This window comes from Hydrogenophaga sp. (assembly GCF_035481345.1).
In the GTDB taxonomy this organism is placed as follows: domain Bacteria; phylum Pseudomonadota; class Gammaproteobacteria; order Burkholderiales; family Burkholderiaceae_C; genus Hydrogenophaga.
Genome location: NZ_DATIGV010000179.1, coordinates 11,813 through 27,704, shown reverse-complemented (window position 1 = coordinate 27,704; position 15,892 = coordinate 11,813). Strand labels below are relative to the sequence as shown.

Genomic DNA, 15,892 nt, shown 5'->3' with positions numbered 1-15,892 from the left:
TCAGCCGAAGTGGCAGATGTAGTGGTAGGCCTCGCTCACGCGGATGTCGAAGCTGCTGTTGGCGGGGACGGAAAAGCGCTCGCCGGGGCCCGATCGCTTCCATTCGGTGCTGCCCGCGAGGCGGTATTCGCAGCCGCCGGCCACGCATTCCATGATCTCGGCCGCGCCGGTCTTGAACGTCAGCTCGGCCGGCAGGACCACGCCCACCGATTGTTTCGTGCCGTCGGCCAGGGTGAGGCTGTGGCTCACGCATTTGCCGTCGAAGTAGACGTTGGCCTGGGTGGCGACGGTGACGCCGCTGATCTGGGTGGTGCTCATGGTGCTGAGGGGCGTGATGAAGGCAAAGCCGCGATTTTAGGTCGCGGCCCCGGGGCGGGCGGGGTGGGGGTGGCTCAGCGCCGGCCGGCCCAGTCGGCGGCGTCGAAGCCGACGGTGAGAGCGCCGTCGCTCCAGCGCACCACGGGCCGCTTGATCAGGCTGGGCTGCGCCAGCAGCAGGCGGCGCGCACTGGCGGCGTCCACCACGGCGGCGCGCGTGGCGTCGTCGAGCTGGCGCCAGGTGGTGCCCTTGCGGTTCACCAGGGTTTCCCAGCCGGCGCTGGCCAGCCAGGCGTCCAGCTCGGCCTCGGGCACGCCCTGCTTCTTGAAGTCGTGGAAGCGGTGCTCGCGGCCGTTGGCGTCCAGCCAGGCGCGCGCTTTCTTCACCGTGTCGCAGTTGGGAATGCCATGCAGCGTGATCATGGCCGGATTGTCCGTCAGCCCCGTCGGGCCAGGAGGCGGGTGGGACAATCGCGGGATGCTTGAGATTCCCGTTCCCGACCATCCCGTGACGCTGGCCGACTGGCTCGCCCACGCCGAGCGCCTGCACCCGCAGGCCATCGACATGGGCCTGGAGCGCGTGCAGACCGTGGCGCGGCGCATGGGCCTGCAACTGAACTGCCCGGTGATCACCGTGGCCGGCACCAACGGCAAGGGCAGCACCTGCGCCATGCTGGAGTCCATCTACACGCAGTCCGGCTACCGCACGGGCGTGTACACCTCGCCGCACCTGGTGCACTTCGAGGAGCGCTGCCGCATCGCGGGCGAGGTGGTGTCGGCCGAGGATCTGGTGCCCGCCATGGCCGAGGTGGACGTGGCGCGGCGCGGGCAGGGCGGCGAGCCCGAGGTGAGCCTGACCTACTTCGAGTTCACCACGCTGGCCATCCTGCGCGTCATCGCACGCGCGGCGGTGGACGTGGCCATTCTCGAGGTCGGCCTGGGCGGCCGGCTCGACGCGGTCAACATCCTCGACGCCGACTGCGCTGTCATCACCAGCATCGACCTCGACCACATGGCCCTGCTGGGCCCCGATCGCGAGAGCATCGGGCGCGAGAAGGCCGGCATCATGCGCACCGGGCGCCCCGTGGTGGTGAGCGACCCGGCGGTGCCGCAGAGCGTGATCGACCACGCCCGCGAGATCGACGCCGACCTCTGGCGCGTGGGCGCCGACTTCCACGTCGCGGGCGACCAGCAGCAGTGGGGTTGGGCCACGCACCCTTCGCGCGGCGGGCGGCGCTACAGCGGCCTGGCCTACCCGGCGCTGCGGGGCGCCAACCAACTGCTCAACGCGGCCGGCGTGCTCGCCGCCATCGAAACCCTGCGCGCTCGCCTGCCCGTTACGGCCCAGGCCGTGCGCACCGGCTTCGTGCTGGTGGAGTTGCCCGGGCGTTTCCAGATCGTGCCCGGGCGGCCCACGCTGGTGCTGGACGTGGCGCACAACCCGCACTCGGTGGCCGCGCTCGCCGTCAACCTGGACGCCATGGGCTTCTACCCGCGCACGCACGCGGTGTTCGGCGCCATGGCCGACAAGGACCTGAACACCATGCTCGCCCGCATCGCCCCGCTGATCGACCGCTGGTACCTCACCGACCTGCCCCTGCCGCGCGCGAGCCGGGCCGCGGATCTGCGGCCCCTGGTGGAGGCCCTGCCGGGTGCCATTCCACGAGAGACCAGTACCCACGCCAGCCCGCGTGAGGCATTGGCCGCGGCCCTGGGCGCGGTGGACCCCGCTGATAGAATCGTCGTCTTTGGCTCGTTCTACACCGTCGGTGGTGTGCTGCAGGACGGATTGCCGAAACTCGCGGCCCCGCACCTCGCCGCCTGAACCGTGCCGACCCAGGCCCTCGCGACCCCATGATCAGCTCACGCTCCGGCTCCCAGGGCAGCGCATCCGCACCGCCTCCCACCATCGAAGCGGTGCGCCGCCGGGCGCGGCACCGCCTCATCGGCGCCAGCATCCTGGTCGCGGCCGGCGTCATCGGCTTCCCCTTGCTGTTCGACAGCCAGCCGCGCCCGATCGCGGTGGACATCCCGATCGAGATCCCCGGCCGGGACGGCGCGCCGCCGCTGGCGGGCGCGGCCCGACCGGCCCCGGCGCCCACGCCTTCGCCGTCACCCGCACCCTCGCCAGTCCCCGCGCCGACGCCTTCGCCCGCCCCCGCTGCGGCGCCCAGCCCAGCCCCCGCGCCTAGCCCGGCACCGGCGCCAGCGCCCAGTCCCGCGCCCGCGCCTGCACCGGTGGCTCCCGCCCCGGCACCCGCGCCCTCCCCCGAGCCCGCCAAGCGCGACGCCGCCGCCGAGGCCGCGCGCGCCCAGGCGCTCCTGCGTGGCCAGCAACCGCCCGCCGCCGCCGCGAACGAGCGCGTGGTCGTTCAGGTGGGCGCCTTTGCCGACGAGGCCCGCGCGCGCGAGGCGCGGCAGAAGCTGGAACGCGCCGGCCTCAAGACCTATGTCAACGTGGCGCAGACGTCCGACGGCAAACGCACGCGCGTGCGCGTGGGCCCCTTCGACAGCCGCGCCGAGGCCGAGAAGGCCGCCGCGCGCGTCAAGGCGCTGGGCCTGCCGGCCGCCATCCTCACGCTCTGAGCCGAGGGCGCTCCATGCTGCTGACCGACTGGGTGCTGCTCACGCTGCTGGTGCTGTCGGTGCTGCTGGGCATCTGGCGCGGCCTCATGTTCGAGGTGCTGTCGGTGCTCGGGTGGGTGGCCGCGTTTCTCTTCGCCCAGGCCTTCGCCGACGACGTCGTGCCGTACTTGCCCATCGACAAGGTTGCGCCGCCGCTGCAACTGGCCATCGGCTTCGCGCTGGTCTTCATCGCGGTGGCTTTCCTCGGCGGCCTGGTGGCCTGGCTGGTGCAGAAATTCGTCAACACCGTGGGCCTGCGCCCCGTGGACCGCGTGCTCGGCGGCGCCTTCGGCCTGCTTCGTGGCCTGGTCATCCTGCTCGCCCTCGCGCTGGTCGTCACCATGACGCAGATGCAATCGGCCGCGTGGTGGCAGGGCTCACCCATCGCCAACGCGCTCAGCGGCACGCTGCAACAGGCCAAGCCGCTGTTGCCCGACCCGCTCGCTCGCTACATCCCCTGAACTTCTGAACCTCTACCCAAGGACACCATCATGTGTGGAATCGTCGGCGTCGTCAGCCAGACCCCGGTGAACCAGCTCATCTACGACGCGCTGCTGCTGCTGCAGCATCGCGGCCAGGACGCGGCGGGCATCGTCACCCAGCAGGGCCGCAAGTTCTTCATGCACAAGGCCAAGGGCATGGTGCGCGACATCTTCCGCACCCGCAACATGCGCGCGCTGCCGGGCAACTGCGGCCTGGGCCAGGCGCGCTACCCCACGGCCGGCAACGCCTACAGCGAGGAAGAGGCCCAGCCCTTCTACGTGAACGCGCCCTTCGGCCTGGTGCTGGTGCACAACGGCAACCTCACCAACGCGCACGCGCTCAAGCAGGAGCTGTTCCAGACCGACCACCGCCACATCAACACCGAGAGCGACTCCGAGGTGTTGCTCAACGTGTTGGCGCACGAGCTGGAGAAGTGCACGCGCGGTGAGCCGCTCAAGCCGGCCGACGTGTTCGCCGCCGTGCGCGGCGTGCACGCGCGCGTGAAGGGCTCCTACGCGGTGGTGGCGCTGATCGCCGGCCACGGCCTGCTGGCCTTCCGCGATCCCTTTGGCATCCGCCCGCTGTGCATCGGCCGGCACGAGGGCAGCGTGATGGTGGCCAGCGAGTCGGTCACGCTGGAGGGCTCGGGCTTCAACTTCGAACGCGACGTGCAGCCCGGCGAGGCGGTGTTCGTCACGCTGGAGGGCGAACTGCACGCCGAGCGCTGCGCGCCGAACGCCGTGCTCAAGCCCTGCATCTTCGAGTACGTCTATCTCGCCCGGCCCGACTCCGTCATGAACGGCATCTCGGTCTACCAGGCGCGCCTGAACCTGGGCACCACGCTGGCCAAGCGCGTGATCTCCACCGTGCCACCGAACGAGATCGACGTGGTCATCCCCATCCCCGAGTCCTCGCGCCCGAGCGCGATGGAACTCGCGCGCCTGCTGGGTCTGCCCTACCGCGAAGGCTTCGTGAAGAACCGCTACGTGGGCCGCACCTTCATCATGCCGGGCCAGGCCGTGCGCAAGAAGTCGGTGCGCCAGAAGCTCAACGTCATCGGCAGCGAGTTCAAGGGCCGCAACGTGCTGCTGGTGGACGACTCCATCGTGCGCGGCACCACCAGCCGCGAGATCGTGCAGATGGCGCGCGACGCCGGCGCGCGCAAGGTCTACCTGGCCAGCGCCGCGCCGCCGGTGCGCTTTCCCAACGTCTACGGCATCGACATGCCAACGCCCGGGGAACTCGTGGCCCACGGCCGCTCGGTGGAAGAGGTGCGCGAGCTCATCGGCTGCGACGCGCTCATCTACCAGGACGTGGATGGCATGAAACAGGCCGTGGGCTCGCTCAACAGCGCGCTCGACGGCTTCGACGCCTCGTGTTTCGACGGCGTCTACGTCACCGGCGACATCACGCCGCAGGACATCGAACGGCTCAACCAGGGCCGCCCGCAGAGTGAAGAAGGCGAAGAGGACACCTCGCGCCTTGCATTGCCGAACGCCCAGGAGGCCTGAGTTGAACGACGAGTTGCGCAAGTCCTTGCACCGCGACACGCTGGCGGTGCGCGAAGCCGTCGAACGAAGCCCCTACGGTGAGAACTCCGAGGCGCTGTACCTCACCAGCGGCTACGTGCAGTCCTCGGCGGAATCCTCGGCCCGCCGTTTCGCGGGTGACGAGGACGGCTTCACCTACGGCCGCTACGGCAACCCGACGGTCACCAGCTTCGAGCGCCGCCTCGCCGCCCTCGAAGGGGCCGAGGCCGCCATGGGCACGGCCTCGGGCATGTCGGCCATCCTGATGATGTGCATGGGCCTGCTCAAGGCCGGCGACCACGTGGTGTGCTCGCGCTCCATGTTCGGCTCCACCATCAAGCTCATCGGCAGCGACCTGGGCAAGTTCGGTGTGGAGTCGAGCTTCGTGCCGCAGGACGATGTGGCCGCCTGGAAAGCCGCGCTGCGCCCGAACACGAAGCTGCTGTTCGCCGAGACGCCCACCAACCCGCTCACCGAGGTCTGCGACATCCGGGCCCTGGCCGACCTGGCCCACAACGCCGGCGCGCTGCTGTGCGTGGACAACTGCTTCGCCACGCCCGCGCTGCAGCGCCCCCTGGATTTCGGCGCCGACATCGTGATGCACTCGGGCACCAAGTACCTCGATGGCCAGGGCCGCGTGATGGCGGGCGCCCTGTGCGCCAGCCAGGCCATGGTCACCGAGAAATTCCTGCCTGTGCTGAAGAGCGCGGGCATGACGCTCGCGCCCTTCAACGCCTGGGTGGTGCTCAAGGGCCTGGAGACGCTGGACATCCGCATGCGCGCGCAGAGCGATCGCGCGCTCGCGCTGGCGCGCTGGCTGGAGGCGCATCCCTCGGTCTCGCGCGTGTACCACCCGGGCCTGGCCAGTCACCCGCAGCACGAACTCGCGATGAAGCAGCAGTCGGGCGTGGGCGGCGCGGTGCTGTCCTTCGACGTGAAGGCGGCCCATCCCGACCAGGCCCGCCAGCGCGCTTTCCACGTGCTGGATTCGCTGCGCGTGCTCTCGCTGTCCACCAACCTGGGCGACACCAAAACCCTGTGCGCCCACCCCGCGAGCACCTCGCACGGCCGCCTCACCGAGGCGCAGCGCCAGGCGGCCGGCATCGGTCAGGGCCTGATCCGCGTGGCCGTGGGCCTCGAACACCTCAACGACATGCAGGCCGATCTCTCGCGCGGCCTCGACACCCTGCCGTGACCATCCGCACCCGCTTCGCACCGTCGCCGACCGGCTTTATCCACCTCGGCAACATCCGCTCGGCCCTGTATCCCTGGGCGTTCGCGCGCTCCCAGAAAGGCGATTTCATCCTGCGCATCGAGGACACCGACCTCGAGCGCTCCTCGCAGGCCGCAGTGGACGTGATCCTCGAAGGCATGGCCTGGCTGGGCCTGGACCACGACGAGGGGCCGTTCTATCAGATGCAGCGCATGGACCGCTACAAGCAGGTGCTGGCCGAGATGCAGACCCAGGGCCTGGTCTACCCCTGCTACATGAGCGTGGAAGAACTCGACGCCCTGCGCGAGCGCCAGATGGCCGCGAAGGAAAAGCCGCGCTACGACGGCACCTGGCGCCCCGAACCCGGCAAGACACTGCCGCCCGTGCCCGAAGGCGGCAAGCCCGTGCTGCGCTTCAAGAACCCGCAGGGCGGCGTGGTGGCCTGGGACGACAAGGTCAAGGGCCGCATCGAGATCCGCAACGACGAGCTCGACGACCTCGTGATCGCGCGCCCCGACGGCACGCCCACCTACAACTTCTGCGTGGTGGTGGACGACATCGACATGGCGATCACGCACGTGATCCGCGGCGACGACCACGTCAACAACACGCCGCGCCAGATCAACATCTTCCGCGCGCTCGTCAAGGAGCCGCCGGTGTATGCCCACCTGCCCACCGTGCTCAACGAGCAGGGCGAGAAGATGAGCAAGCGCAACGGCGCCAAGCCCGTGACGCAATACCGCGACGAGGGCTACCTGCCCGACGCCATGGTGAACTACCTCGCCCGCCTGGGCTGGAGCCACGGTGACGACGAGATCTTCAGCCGCGCGCAGTTCCTGGAGTGGTTCGACCTTGACCACCTGGGCCGCAGCGCCGCGCAGTTCGACGAGGCCAAGCTGCGCTGGGTGAACGCCCAGCACCTCAAAGCCATGGCCGACGAGGCGCTCGCGCCGCTGGTGGCCGAGCAACTGAAGAAGCGTGGCATCACCGCCGATGAACGCCTGCCGCGCATCTGCGGGCTCTTCAAGGACCGCTGCGACACCACCGTGGCGTTGGCCGACTGGGCCGCGGCTTTCTACGCCGACGTGAACCCCAGCGCCGAGGAGCGCGCTCAGCACATCACCGAGGCCGTGAAGCCGGCACTGGCGGCGCTGGCCTCGGCACTGGCCGACCTGGCGAGCTGGGACAAGGCGGCCATCTCGGCCGCGCTCAAGGCGGTGCTGGCCGCGCACGGCCTGAAGATGCCGCAACTGGCCATGCCCGTGCGCGTGCTGGTGATGGGCACGGCGCAGACGCCGTCGCTCGATGCCGTGCTGGAACTGCAATCGCGTGACATCGTGATCGCGCGTCTGCGGAAAGCCTGAATTTCTGGCATATAATGCGAGGCTCGCTAGGACGCAACGCCGAGTGATCGGCGAAACGGAACAGCGAACCCTGTGGGGGTATAGCTCAGCTGGGAGAGCGCTTGCATGGCATGCAAGAGGTCAGCGGTTCGATCCCGCTTACCTCCACCACAGATTCGAAGTCGCGCATGGTGGCGACGGCAGGAAAAGCAGACACTGCCGCTGATACAATGCGAGGCTTCCGTCCAGGTTATGACCCTATCGTCTAGAGGCCTAGGACATCACCCTTTCACGGTGAGTACCGGGGTTCGAATCCCCGTAGGGTCGCCAAACAAGCCGCAAGGCAAGTAGGCACAAGTCGTGGCACTTGGTTCGCAAGAACGAAAGCCGCCTGCCAGGAGTGGTAGTTCAGTTGGTTAGAATACCGGCCTGTCACGCCGGGGGTCGCGGGTTCGAGCCCCGTCCACTCCGCCAGATCCAGAAGCCTTGCTCAACGCTGAGCAAGGCTTTTTTCATTTCCGAAGCGCTTGTCGGCGCTTCGTCGACGCCGGTTCACAGGAAGCGGTTGAGGATGCGCTTGGACACCCGGTCCAGCGCGAAGCGGTCGGCGATCTCGAACAGCACGCCGTGGCCGTCCTCGATCAGCAGGCGCCCGCCGTCGAGCCGGCGAATGTCGTCCTCGGCCTTGAGCACCAGTTGCGCGGGACCGCGCGCCGTCTCCACCGCCCAGGTGCTGGGCGTGGCGTAGCCCGACACGCTCAGGATGCGCTCGATGCGGGGCATGAACTCGCGCGGCGCCAGTTCTTCTTCGATCAGCGCGCGCGTCGCGGCGTCCAGTGTGGACAGGTGGTCGATCCACAGCAGTTCATGCCCATCGTTGCCGACGAGCGACAGGCCTTCTTCGGGCGCGGCCAGCGGAAAGGCGCGCACGGGCAGCACACCGGTGTGCACCTGGCCGCCCGCGGTGGTGAGTTGCAGCGGGCCCTGCGGGTCGCGGCGGAGTGTCCAGTCGGTGGTGGTCATGGCTTGGGTTCCGGTGTCCATCAGGCCGTGCCTGCCGTGGCGCCGTGCGCCGTGGGGTTGGTGATGGGGCTGGCGAGGCCCGGCTCGTCTTCCGTGTCCACGTTGCGAAGCTGCGCCATGTACAGGCGCCAGTAGGCGCCCTCGCGCGCCATCAGCTCGTCGTGCGGCCCGACCTCGACGACTTCCCCGCGGTCCATCACGACCAGCCGGTCGGCCTTGCGCAGCGTGGACAGCCGGTGCGCGATGGCGATGGTGGTGCGCCCGGCCACGAGGTTGTCCAGCGCCTTCTGGATTTCCTTCTCGGTCTCGGTGTCCACGCTGGACGTGGCTTCGTCGAGGATCAGGATGCGCGGGTCGATCAGCAGCGCGCGGGCGATGGAGATGCGCTGGCGCTCGCCGCCCGACAGGCCCTGGCCGCGCTCGCCCACCAGCGAGTCGTAGCCCAGTGGCAGGCGCAGGATGAACTCGTGCGCGTGCGCGGCGCGCGCGGCGGCCACGATCTCGGCGCGCGTGGCGCCGGGCTTGCCGTAGGCGATGTTCTCCGCGATGGTGCCGAAGAAGAGGAAGGGCTCCTGCAGCACCAGGCCGATGTGGCGGCGGTAGTCGGCCACGGCGAACTCGCGCACGTCGGTGCCGTCGATGCGGATGCTGCCGCTGCTGACGTCGTAGAAGCGGCAGATGAGGTTGACCAGGGTGCTCTTGCCCGAGCCGCTGTGGCCCACCAGGCCGATCATCTCGCCGGGCCGGATCTGCAGGTCCATGCCGCGGATGACCGAGCGGTTGCCATAGCGGAAATGCACGCCACTCAATTCGATGCCGCCCTCGATGCGGGGCCGGCTCACTGGCTGCGCCGGCTCCGGCACGTTCGAGACGTGGTCGAGGATGTCGAAGATGCGCTTGGCGCCGGCCGCGGCCTTCTGGGTGACGGAGACGATGCGGCTCATGGCGTCCAGGCGCGTGTAGAAGCGCCCGATGTAGGCCAGGAACGCGGTGAGCACGCCCACGGTGATCTCGCCCTTGCTGACTTGCCAGATGCCGAAGGCCCACACCACCAGCAGGCCCAGTTCGGTCAGCAGCGTGACGGTGGGCGTGAACAGCGACCAGGTCTTGTTGAGCTTGTCGTTGACCTCGAGGTTGTGGCGGTTGGCCTCGCGAAAGCGCGCGGCCTCGCGCTTTTCCTGCGCGAAGGCCTTGACCACGCGGATGCCGGGAATGGTGTCGGCCAGCACGTTGGTCACGTCGGACCACACCCGGTCGATCTTCTCGAAACCGGTGCGCAGGCGGTCGCGCACGAGGTGGATCATCCAGGCGATGAAGGGCAGGGGCAGCAGCGTGACCAGGGCCAGCCAGGGGTTGATGCTGAACAGGATCACCGAGGTCATCAGGATCATCAGCACGTCGGTGGCGAAGTCCAGGGCGTGCAACGAGAGGAAAACGCAGATACGGTCGGTTTCCGATCCGATGCGCGCCATCAGGTCGCCGGTGCGCTTGCCGCCGAAGTACTCGAGCGAGAGCGCGAGCAGGTGTTCGAAGGTGGTGGTGCGCAGGTCGGCGCCGATGCGCTCGGACACCAGCGACAGCACGTAGGTGCGCGCCCAGCCCAGGCCCCAGGCCGTCAGCGCCGCCAGCAGCAGGCCGCCCAGCAGCCAGGCCACGTGCCAGGGATCGATGCGCTGCCCGTTCTGGAAGGGGATCAATACCTCGTCCATCAGGGGCATGGTCAGATAGGGCGGCACCAAGGTCGCCGCGGTGGAGGCCAGCGTCAGCAGAAAACCCAGCGCCAATTGGCTCTGATAAGGTCGGGCGAATCGCCACAGGCGCAATAGCACCCAGGTCGACGGCGGGTTTTGCAATTCGGGTTCATCGGCTAATTTGTCGCTGATCGGCGACAAATCATTTTCGGGATTTGGCGACAACTCGATTGCACCTGTCGGGGCGGCGACAGATTCTTGCATTGCAGCAATTGTTTGCGCGCGATCAAACGCGGTTTTTACGCGCTCGAATTCACGCTTGAAGCGCAGGGCCGGCGTGTTGTTCGACACGGTGAAACGCCAGACGCCCAGCCGCTGTTGGCCGTTGTGCACACTGAGTTGACCGACCCCTGCATGATCGCTGTGCTTCAAGCACAATACCGCCCCCAGGGGCCATTCACGCCAGCCGGCATCGGCCCCGCCGGTCTCCCAGCTCAACAAACGTTGGGTTGTCAGCACCAGCACGCCGGTCGAGAAATTCAATTTCGAATCGAGGTCAACCTGCAGCCAGCCTGAAACGTGTTCGTTGGGCAGTAGCCGGTCACGCAACTTCTCTGACCAAGTTTGCGGCAAGTTACTGAACACCGACCTGAGTTCGGGTGAAGTTGAGTTCATTGAATGCGGATCGGTCCGTTGTGTGCCCGCTGTGATGCGGTGTGCCCTGCATTGTCCCGGATGCAGGCCACCCCGGTTCGCAGCACCCCCGCCGCGCGGCCGCTGAACAGAGACCCAAGATGAATCCCATACGCTTTTTGCGCGTCAGCTACCTGGGCGGCCCCAACATCTGGACCTACCGCCCGGTCCTCGAGAGCTGGATCGACATCGGCGAACTCGAAGACCACCCCTCCCACCTGCTGCCCGGCCTGTACCAGCGCCTCACGGCCTGGCTGCCCGGCCTCGTCGAACACCACTGCGGTGTCGGCGAGCGTGGTGGATTCCTGCAGCGCCTGCAGGAAGGCACCTGGGCCGGCCACATCCTCGAGCACGTGGTGATCGAGCTGCTCAACCTGGCCGGCCTGCAGACGGGTTTCGGGCAGACACGCAGCACACCGCAGCGGGGTGTCTACAAGATGGTGTTCCGCGCCCGCGACGAGCAGGTGGCTCGGCGCGCGCTGACCTTGGGACACGAGCTGCTGATGGCCGCCATCAACGATGGCGCGTTCGATGTGGACGCGGCCGTGCATGAGCTGCGCGAGCTGGTGGACGACCTCTGCCTGGGGCCCAGCACCGCCAGCATCGTGGACGCGGCCACCGGCCGCCGCATCCCGCACATTCGCCTGAACGACGGCAACCTGGTGCAGCTGGGCTACGGCGCGCGCCAGCGCCGCATCTGGACGGCCGAGACCGACCGCACCAGCGCCATCGCCGAAAGCATCGCCAGCGACAAGGACCTGTCCAAGGGCCTGCTGGCGGCCTGCGGCGTGCCGGTGCCCGAAGGCCAGGTGGTCGACAGCCCGCAAGCCGCCTGGGCGGCCGCGCAGGACATCGGCCTGCCGGTGGTGGTCAAGCCCACCGACGCCAACCACGGCCGCGGGGTGTCGCTGGAGCTGATGCGCCAGGAGGACGTGGAAGCCGCCTTCGCCGTGGCCGACGCCGAAGGCAGCGGGGTGATGGTCGAGCGCTTCGTGCGCGGGCTGGAGCACCGCTTGCTGGTGGTCGGCGGGCGCGTGGTCGCCGCCACGCGCGGCGACGAGGCCTGGGTGACGGGCGACGGGCGCAGCACGGTGCTGCAGCTCATCGACAGCCAGATCAACAGCGACCCGCGCCGCGGCCTCAACGAGGACTTCCCGCTCAACGCCATCCGGCTCGAGGAATACCCGGCGATGGCCGTCGAACTGCAGCGCCAAGGGCAGGCGATCGACAGCGTGCCCGCGGCCGGCCAGCGCGTGCTGATCATGCGCAACGGCAACCTCGCCATCGACTGCACCGACGACGTGCACCCGCAGGTCGCCCATCTGGTGGCGCTGGCCGCGCGCGTGATCGGCCTGGACATCGCCGGCGTCGACCTGGTGGCGCAGGACATCTCGCGCCCTCTGGCCGAACAGGGCGGCGCCATCGTGGAGGTCAACGCCGGGCCGGGCCTGCTCATGCACCTCAAGCCCGCCGTCGGCCAGCCGCGCCCCGTGGGCCGGGCCATCGTCGATCACCTCTTCGTGCCCGGCGACACCGGCCGCGTGCCGGTGGTGGGCGTCGCGGGCAGCCGCGGCACCACTGCCATCGCGCGCCTCGTGGCCTGGCTGGCCACGCTGAACGGCCCGCAGGTGGGCCTGGCCTGCAAGGCGGGCCTGTTCCTCGGTCGGCGCCCCTTGCAGCACGGCGATTTCTCCAAGGCCAACGCCGCGCGGCGCCTGCTGATGAACCGGGGCGTGCAGACGGCGGTGTTCGAGAACGACCCGCTGACCATCGTCACCGAAGGCCTGGCCTACGACCGCTGCCAGGTGGGCGTGGTGACCGATGCCTCGGGCAGCGCCGCGCTGGCGGCTTGTCACATCCGGGAGGTGGAGCAGCTCTTCAAGGTGATGCGCACCCAGGTGGACGTCGTGCTGCCCGATGGCGCGGCCGTGCTCAACGCCGCCGACCCGGTGGTGGCCGAGATGGCGTCGCTGTGCGATGGCGACGTGATCTTCTACGCCGAAGACCCCGAGCTGCCCGTGCTGGTGGAGCACCTGGCGCAGTACCGCCGCGCGGTCTTCCTGCGCCAGGGCGAGATCGTGCTCAGCGACGGTCAGCAGGAACACGTGGTGGTGGCGCTGGAGGATGTGTCGCTGGGCGACAGCGTGTCCGCCGAGGACAAGACCGCCGTGCTGCTGGCCTCGCTGGCCGCCGCCTGGGCGCTGGAGATTTCGCCCGCCCTGATGGCCGCCGGCCTGCGCACCTTCGATCGCGAGGCGCCGATCGCGCACGCCCCGATCCGGCGCATGCCGACACCCGTGGTCACCCCCGAATCCCTTGCCGAGAAGAGCCTCTGATGGAACTCACCCGCATCCGGGCCCTGCGCGGCCCCAACCTCTGGACCCGCCACACCGCCATCGAAACCGTGGTGCATTGCGGCGACAACGAGCGCGCCCTGGCCAGCCTGCCGGGCTTCGAGGCGCGCCTGCGCGAGCAGTTTCCGCACCCGGGCGCCTTGCACAGCGCGGGGGGGTCGCTCTCCCTGGCCCACGTGCTGGAGGTCGCCACGCTGTCCTTGCAGGCGCAGGCGGGCTGCCCGGTCAGCTTCAGCCGCACCTCGTCCACCATCGAATCCGGTGTGTACCAGGTGGTGGTTCAGTACAGCGAAGAGGCCGTGGGCCGCCGCGCGCTGGAACTGGCGCACCAACTGATCGAAGCCGTGCTGCGCGGCGAAGCCTTTGATCTGGCCGCCGCGGTGGCCGAGCTGCGCGAACTCGACGAGGACGAGCGCCTCGGCCCGAGCACCGGCTCCATCGTCAACGCGGCGGTGGCGCGTGGCATTCCCTACCGGCGCCTCACCAGCGGCAGCCTGATCCAGTTCGGCTGGGGCAGCCGCGCGCGCCGCATCCAGGCGGCCGAAGTGGACCGCACCAGCGCCGTGGCCGAATCCATCGCGCAGGACAAAGAGCTCACCAAGGGCCTGCTGCAGGCGGCCGGCGTGCCCGTGCCCCTGGGCCGGCCGGTGCACGACGCCGACGACGCCTGGGCCGCCGCGCTCGAGGTGGGCCTGCCGGTGGTGCTCAAGCCGCGCGACGGCAACCAGGGCAAGGGGGTCACCGTCAACATCACGACGCGCGAGCAGCTGGACGCCGCCTTCGAGTCCGCGGCCAGGTACGGCTCGGTGCTGGTCGAGCGCTACCTGCCCGGCAGCGACTACCGACTGCTGGTGGTGGGCGATCGCCTGGTGGCGGCCGCGCGCCGCGACCCGCCTCAGGTGGTGGGCGATGGCCGTCACACCGTTCGCGAGCTGGTGGACATCGTCAACGCCGACCCGCGCCGCGGTGAGGGCCACGCCACCGCGCTGACGAAGATCCGTTTCGACCACATCGCCCTGGGCAGCCTGGCCGTGCAAGGCCTGCAGGCCGACAGCGTGCCCGCCAAGGGGCAGCGGGTGGTGCTGCGCAACAACGCCAACCTGAGCACCGGCGGCACCGCCACCGACGTGACCGACGACGTGCACCCCGACGTGGCCGCCCGCGCCGTGGCGGCGGCGCAGATGATCGGTCTGGACATCTGCGGTGTGGACGTGGTCTGCGAAACCATGCTCAAGCCGCTGGAGGAGCAGGCCGGTGGCGTGGTCGAGGTCAACGCCGCGCCGGGCCTGCGCATGCACCTCTCGCCCTCGTACGGCCACCCGCGCGACGTGGGCAAGGCCGTCATCGACGACATGTTCCCCCCGGGCGAGGACGGCCGCGTCCCCGTGGTGGCCGTCACCGGCACCAACGGCAAGACCACCACCGTGCGCCTGATCGCCCACCTGATGGCGGCCAGTGGCCTGCGCGTGGGCATGACCAACACCGACGGCGTCTACGTCAACGGCCACCAGACCGACAGCGGCGATTGCGCCGGCCCGCGCAGCGCGCGCAACGTGCTGGCCCACCCCGACGTGGACGCGGCCGTGTTCGAGACCGCGCGCGGCGGCGTGCTGCGCGAGGGCCTGGGCTTCGATCGCTGCCAGGTGGCCGTGGTCACCAACGTGGGCGCGGGCGACCACCTGGGCCTGAACTACATCACCACGGTGGAAGACCTGGCCGTGCTCAAGCGCGTGATCGTGCAGAACGTGGCCACCACCGGCTACGCCGTGCTCAACGCGGCCGACCCCATCGTGGCCGACATGGTCCACAACTGCCCCGGCGAGGTCATCTACTTCGCGCAGGACCGCCACCAGCCGGTGATGGCCACGCACCGCGCGCAGGGCCGCCGCGTGGTCTACGTGGACGGTGGGGCCATCGTGGCCGAGCAGCAGGAACTGGGTGAGCGCTTCGAGCTCTCGGGCATTCCCATCACGCGCAACGGGCAGATCGGCTTCCAGGTCGAGAACGCCATGGCCGCCATCGCCGCCGCCTGGGGCGCGGGCCTGTCCTGGGACGCCATCCGCCGTGGCCTGGCCAGCTTCCACAACGACGCCCACAACGCGCCCGGCCGCTTCAACGTCATGGACTACCGTGGCGCCACGGTGATCGCCGACTACGGCCACAACCCCGACGCCATGCGCGCCCTGGTTCAGGCCGTCGAGGCATTGCCGGCTCAGCGCCGCTCGGTCGTCATCAGTGGCGCTGGCGACCGCCGCGACCAGGACATCCGCGAGCAGACGCAGATCCTGGGCAAGGCCTTCGACGAGGTGATCCTGTACCAGGACGCCTGCCAGCGCGGCCGCGCCGACGGCGAGGTGATCGGCCTGCTGCGCGAGGGCCTGGCGGGCGCCTCGCGGGCGCGTGAGGTGCTGGAGATCCAGGGCGAGTTCAAGGCCATCGACACCGCGCTGGAGCGCCTGCAACCGGGCGACCTGTGCCTGGTGCTGGTGGATCAGGTGGAGGCGGCGCTGGCCCATCTGCAACAACGCACGCGGCAGGAAGCGGTGGTGGTGGCCTGAGGCTGGCGGCACCCGCTCGGGTCGCGCGCTGGCGCGGCCTCACACAAGGGCCCATTCGTTGGG

Annotated in this window: 12 protein-coding genes and 3 tRNA genes; 11 read left to right on the top strand and 4 right to left on the bottom strand. The window is 69.5% G+C overall.

Annotation, left to right across the window (positions count from 1 at the left end):
- Together VLG41_RS18280 and VLG41_RS18275 are read right to left on the bottom strand one after the other, a co-directional pair.
- Window positions 1-318: a pyrimidine/purine nucleoside phosphorylase gene (locus VLG41_RS18280; RefSeq protein WP_325350818.1), complete on the bottom strand. Its 318-nt coding sequence runs from the start codon at window positions 316-318 to the stop codon at window positions 1-3.
- A 74-nt stretch (window positions 319-392) separates the two neighbouring features.
- Window positions 393-740, bottom strand: a complete 348-nt coding sequence (locus VLG41_RS18275; RefSeq protein ID WP_325350817.1) for an ArsC family reductase — start codon at window positions 738-740, stop codon at window positions 393-395.
- Between the two features lie 55 nt (window positions 741-795).
- On the opposite strand from VLG41_RS18275, the gene folC reads away from it, so the two are divergent.
- From folC to VLG41_RS18230, 9 genes are all read left to right on the top strand, one after another.
- Window positions 796-2,142 carry a bifunctional tetrahydrofolate synthase/dihydrofolate synthase gene (gene folC, locus VLG41_RS18270; protein ID WP_325350816.1) on the top strand — a complete coding sequence of 449 codons (1,347 nt, stop codon included), beginning with the start codon at window positions 796-798 and terminating at the stop codon, window positions 2,140-2,142.
- Window positions 2,143-2,171: 29 nt separating this feature from the next.
- Window positions 2,172-2,903, top strand: coding sequence for an SPOR domain-containing protein (locus tag VLG41_RS18265; RefSeq protein ID WP_325350815.1), 732 nt, complete (start codon window positions 2,172-2,174; stop codon window positions 2,901-2,903).
- 14 nt (window positions 2,904-2,917) lie between these two features.
- Window positions 2,918-3,403 carry a CvpA family protein gene (locus VLG41_RS18260; RefSeq protein WP_325350814.1) on the top strand — a complete coding sequence of 162 codons (486 nt, stop codon included), beginning with the start codon at window positions 2,918-2,920 and terminating at the stop codon, window positions 3,401-3,403.
- A gap of 30 nt (window positions 3,404-3,433) precedes the next feature.
- Window positions 3,434-4,936 carry an amidophosphoribosyltransferase gene (purF, locus tag VLG41_RS18255; protein WP_325350813.1) on the top strand — a complete coding sequence of 501 codons (1,503 nt, stop codon included), beginning with the start codon at window positions 3,434-3,436 and terminating at the stop codon, window positions 4,934-4,936.
- A 1-nt stretch (window position 4,937) separates the two neighbouring features.
- Window positions 4,938-6,149 carry an O-succinylhomoserine sulfhydrylase gene (locus VLG41_RS18250; protein WP_325350812.1) on the top strand — a complete coding sequence of 404 codons (1,212 nt, stop codon included), beginning with the start codon at window positions 4,938-4,940 and terminating at the stop codon, window positions 6,147-6,149.
- A complete protein-coding gene (gltX, locus tag VLG41_RS18245) occupies window positions 6,146-7,531 on the top strand; it encodes a glutamate--tRNA ligase (protein WP_325350811.1) in 1,386 nt (461 codons plus the stop codon). The genes VLG41_RS18250 and gltX overlap by 4 nt, the downstream gene beginning before the upstream one ends.
- Before the next feature lie 74 nt (window positions 7,532-7,605).
- Window positions 7,606-7,681 (top strand) — tRNA-Ala (locus tag VLG41_RS18240).
- A gap of 83 nt (window positions 7,682-7,764) precedes the next feature.
- Window positions 7,765-7,840, top strand: a tRNA-Glu gene (locus VLG41_RS18235).
- Between the two features lie 67 nt (window positions 7,841-7,907).
- A tRNA-Asp gene (locus VLG41_RS18230) sits at window positions 7,908-7,984 on the top strand.
- Window positions 7,985-8,062: 78 nt separating this feature from the next.
- On the opposite strand, the gene VLG41_RS18225 is transcribed toward VLG41_RS18230, so the two are convergent.
- Together VLG41_RS18225 and VLG41_RS18220 are read right to left on the bottom strand one after the other, a co-directional pair.
- Entirely contained in the window at window positions 8,063-8,554 is a 492-nt protein-coding gene (locus VLG41_RS18225; protein WP_325350810.1) for a DUF1854 domain-containing protein, read from the bottom strand.
- On the bottom strand, window positions 8,554-10,899 hold the full coding sequence (locus VLG41_RS18220) for an ABC transporter ATP-binding protein (protein ID WP_325350809.1): 2,346 nt from the start codon (window positions 10,897-10,899) through the stop codon (window positions 8,554-8,556). Before VLG41_RS18220 ends, VLG41_RS18225 begins: the two co-directional genes overlap by 1 nt.
- A 119-nt stretch (window positions 10,900-11,018) precedes the next feature.
- Here VLG41_RS18220 and cphA (VLG41_RS18215) point away from each other — a divergent pair, with 119 nt between their 5' ends.
- The gene (gene cphA / locus VLG41_RS18215) at window positions 11,019-13,253 is read left to right on the top strand and encodes a cyanophycin synthetase (protein WP_325350808.1); all 2,235 of its coding nucleotides are present in this window, start codon (window positions 11,019-11,021) and stop codon (window positions 13,251-13,253) included.
- Window positions 13,253-15,829, top strand: coding sequence for a cyanophycin synthetase (gene cphA, locus VLG41_RS18210; RefSeq protein WP_325350807.1), 2,577 nt, complete (start codon window positions 13,253-13,255; stop codon window positions 15,827-15,829). The genes cphA (VLG41_RS18215) and cphA (VLG41_RS18210) overlap by 1 nt, the downstream gene beginning before the upstream one ends.
- Window positions 15,830-15,892 lie beyond the last annotated feature (63 nt).